A 3,562-nucleotide genomic window follows, 5' to 3' on the forward strand; every position below is an offset into this window, starting at 1 on the left:
AGGAAAGTAATAACGGCCGCGCGCCATGACGCGAACGCGTCGGCCAAGCGGGCCCCACGTCCCGTGGACGGGAAATGCTGGCGCATTTCAACTGGCAGCCTCTACCCCCGTTCTTCGTCCGCGCGCTGGCGGAAATCTTATTCAAACGCAAATCATGCGTTTGAATGATTTCCTACTCCAGCAATCACGCACGGCAATTTTATGTTCGCGCGCCTTGCGCGATTCATCTATATTTCAGCTACCGCCGAAATAGCTGAATCGCTTCTTTAGGCGACGGCGCGCGACTTTGGCTACGGGAGGAAACTGCCCTCGGGCCGGGCAGGCCCCGCGTGCCCGCGGTGGGCAAATGGCAGCCTCGGCCAAATCCATTGTCCGCGCCCCTAACCACGCGCCAACCGATCCCCGTAGAAACCTACCACGCGAAAAGCGGGAAGTTACCCATCAAGGCATTCACCTCGCTCCGCACAGCAGCAATAACCTGCTGATCCTCCGGAGCGCTCAGCACCCGGTCGATCAGATCCACGATCACCGGCATGTGTTCCTCCTTCAGGCCCCGCGTCGTAACGGCCGGCGTCCCTACCCGAATCCCCGAGGTCTGGAACGGCGAACGGCTGTCGAACGGCACCATATTCTTATTCGTCGTAATATCCGCCTCCACGAGCGAACGTTCGGCCTGTTTCCCCGTCAGTTCCGGGAACTTGCCCCGCAAGTCGATCAGCATCAGGTGGTTGTCCGTCCCGCCCGAGATCAGTTTGTAGCCCTTGGCCACGAACGCCGCAGCCATCGCTTGGGCATTCTTCACCACCTGCGTCTGATACTCCTTATAGGCCGGTTGGAGCGCCTCGCCGAAAGCCACCGCCTTGGCCGCGATCACATGTTCGAGCGGCCCGCCCTGTACCCCCGGGAAAACCGCGCTGTTCAGCATGGCCGACATCTTTTTGGTCTCGCCCTTCGGCGTCTTCACCCCCCACCAGTTCTCGAAGTCCTTGCCCACGAGGATAATCCCCCCGCGCGGCCCGCGCAACGTCTTGTGCGTCGTCGAAGTGACGACATGGGCGTATTTCACCGGATTTTCCAGCAGCCCCGCCGCAATCAGCCCCGCCGTATGAGCCATATCGACCCACAGAACCGCCCCCACCTTGTCCACGATCTCGCGCATACGCTTGTAGTCCCACTCGCGGGAATAAGCCGACGCGCCGCCGATAATCATCCGCGGTTTGTGTTCCAACGCCAAAGCCTCCATCTTGTCGTAATCGATCGTACCGGTCGCCTCGTCCACCTGATAGCCCACCGGCCGGTAGAGAATCCCCGAGAAATTGACCGGCGACCCGTGAGTCAAGTGTCCCCCGTGCGCCAGGTCGAGCCCCATAAAGGTATCCCCCGGCTGCATCACAGCCAGAAAAACAGCCATATTGGCCTGCGCTCCCGAATGAGGCTGCACGTTGGCATACTCGGCCCCGTAGAGCTCGCACACCCGGTCGATGGCCAGTTGTTCGACCTGATCGACCACCTGACAACCGCCGTAATAACGGGCATTGGGATACCCCTCGGCATATTTGTTGGTCAGCACGGAGCCCATGGCTTCCATCACCTCTTCACTGACGAAGTTTTCGGAAGCGATCAGTTCGATGCCGTGGGTCTGGCGGGCGCGTTCCTGCCCGATGAGGTCGAAAATGACTGTGTCGCGGTTCATGTTACCTTGCTGTATTTGATAGAGTTAAATGATTCGAATTCGACAATTCGCGGGTTAAAGGTAGGCAAAATTTCGACCCCTTCGACCGCACGTTCCCGGAATGCGGGAAAAAACATTATCTTTGCTCCGGTTACAACTTTTTTCAAAACACGTAAACAGACATGAAACTTCTCGAAGGAAAGGTCGCCGTCATTACGGGCGCTGCACGCGGGATCGGAAAGGCGATCGCGCTCAAATTCGCCGCCGAGGGGGCGAATATCGCTTTCACCGACCTGAACGAAGACGATAACTTCCGGAATACGGAAAAAGAGATTGCTGCACTGGGGGTTAAGGCCAAGGGGTATGCTTCGAACGCGGCGGATTTCGCGCAGGCGGCAGAGACGATCGATCAGATTGTCAAGGATTTCGGTCGGGTGGACGTTTTGGTGAACAACGCCGGGATTACGCGCGACGGGCTGCTGATGCGGATGAGCGAACAGCAGTGGGATTTGGTGATCGGGGTGAACCTCAAGTCGGCGTTCAACCTGACGAAGGCGGTGCTGCCGTACATGATGAAGCAGAAGTCGGGCTCGATCGTCAATATGAGTTCGGTGGTCGGGGTGAGCGGAAATGCGGGGCAGGCCAACTATTCGGCTTCAAAGGCGGGGCTGATCGGACTGACGAAGTCTACGGCGAAGGAGCTGGGGTCGCGGGGGATTCGTTGCAATGCGATCGCTCCGGGGTTCATCATCACGGACATGACGGGAGCGTTGTCGGAAGAGGTGCGGAAGGATTGGGAGGCAAAAATTCCGCTCAAACGGGGCGGGACGCCGGACGATGTGGCGAATGTCTGCACGTTCCTGGCTTCGGACTTGTCGAGCTATGTGACGGGACAGGTGATCCACTGCTGCGGCGGGATGAACATGTAGCCTGCATACTTTTAAAAGGACACTTTTGCAATGAGCGTCGGTTTCTGTTCTCGCAGGAGCCGACGTTTTCTTTTGGCGCGTCCCGCCCCGGGCTACCGCGATTTCGGACGTAAGGGCTGGGAGGGCATCGCAGGGGGCAACGGCGGAAACGGGTACAGTTGGTCTGCTTCAATCAGCCATAGCAGCGGCATTTATTTAGGCATTTATATGCAACGTCTGGGAACGAGCTTTGCGGACGAACGTGGCCACGGTTTTCAGCTGCGTTGCCTCTCGGAATAAACAGAGAGACACTCATGGACAATTTAAGGTAGAGGCGGTTTACCGAGGCGGCCATTGGGACAGAGAAAAGCCGATTCGAGTGCCGCTCGGCACCGCCCCGGGCTTCCGCTACAACGCGGACGGAGTGCCGAGGAGCGTCGGTGATTACGGCTGCTGCTATTCTGCCTCGGTCAGCGATATCTATGGGATATTTCTTTTTGCGAGCACCGGGGGACATAATTCGCGTGCCGCTGCGCATGGCCGTGCCTTCGGTATTCCGTTGCGTTGCCTCTCGGAATAAACGGGGGAGTGCTGCGTTTTAATTATTTTGGAAATGCCTCCTTCGGCTCGCGCGGCTCTGCGAGCCGAAGCCTCCCGCAGCGGAGGGACGCACAGCGTCTTTTGCTGACAGCCTCTACCCAAAGCAACACAGGCTTCGCCCGCTGCAAGCCCAGCGACCCTGCAAAAGTTCAACCCAACCTATCGGGTTCGTCCTTGGCGTGCCCCCGGCACCCGCCTATGGCATCCTCGTTCTCAGTTCAAGCGGTCGAAGCCTGCGGGGCCCACTGCAACGTCAGTTGCGGGCCTCCGCGGCCGGAGGCTTCGGCCCGCGCGACCCTTTAGGGTCGCAAAAGCATAATCCATTCGTTTCTTTTAAGCAGTTCGCCGCCAGCGGGGAGTGCAACGAGCTCTGACGAGTTGC

At 58.6% G+C, this 3,562-nt stretch carries 4 protein-coding genes; 3 read left to right on the forward strand and 1 reads right to left on the reverse strand.

The genetic code is table 11. From position 1 onward, the window contains the following. Positions 1-412: 412 nt before the first annotated feature. A complete protein-coding gene (gene glyA, locus QZ302_RS09420; protein ID WP_294594769.1) occupies positions 413-1,693 on the reverse strand; it encodes a serine hydroxymethyltransferase in 1,281 nt (426 codons plus the stop codon). Positions 1,694-1,854: 161 nt separating this feature from the next. On the opposite strand from glyA, the gene fabG reads away from it, so the two are divergent. From fabG to QZ302_RS09435, 3 genes are all read left to right on the forward strand, one after another. Then, complete coding sequence (fabG, locus tag QZ302_RS09425; protein WP_294594770.1) at positions 1,855-2,601, forward strand: 3-oxoacyl-[acyl-carrier-protein] reductase; 747 nt, start codon at positions 1,855-1,857, stop codon at positions 2,599-2,601. A 30-nt stretch (positions 2,602-2,631) separates the two neighbouring features. Then, entirely contained in the window at positions 2,632-2,880 is a 249-nt protein-coding gene (locus QZ302_RS09430) for a hypothetical protein (RefSeq protein ID WP_294594772.1), read from the forward strand. 79 nt (positions 2,881-2,959) lie between these two features. Then, positions 2,960-3,160, forward strand: a complete 201-nt coding sequence (locus QZ302_RS09435) for a hypothetical protein (RefSeq protein ID WP_294594774.1) — start codon at positions 2,960-2,962, stop codon at positions 3,158-3,160. Positions 3,161-3,562 lie beyond the last annotated feature (402 nt).

The organism is uncultured Rikenella sp., from assembly GCF_910579375.1.
Taxonomy (GTDB): domain Bacteria; phylum Bacteroidota; class Bacteroidia; order Bacteroidales; family Rikenellaceae; genus Rikenella.

What these genes read in the sequence shown, in the direction of transcription:
- glyA (WP_294594769.1), bottom strand. Translation starts at nt 1,693, where the DNA reads ATGAACCGCGACACAGTCATTTTCGACCTCATCGGGCAGGAACGCGCC.
- fabG (WP_294594770.1), top strand. Translation starts at nt 1,855, where the DNA reads ATGAAACTTCTCGAAGGAAAGGTCGCCGTCATTACGGGCGCTGCACGC.
- QZ302_RS09430 (WP_294594772.1), top strand. Translation starts at nt 2,632, where the DNA reads ATGAGCGTCGGTTTCTGTTCTCGCAGGAGCCGACGTTTTCTTTTGGCG.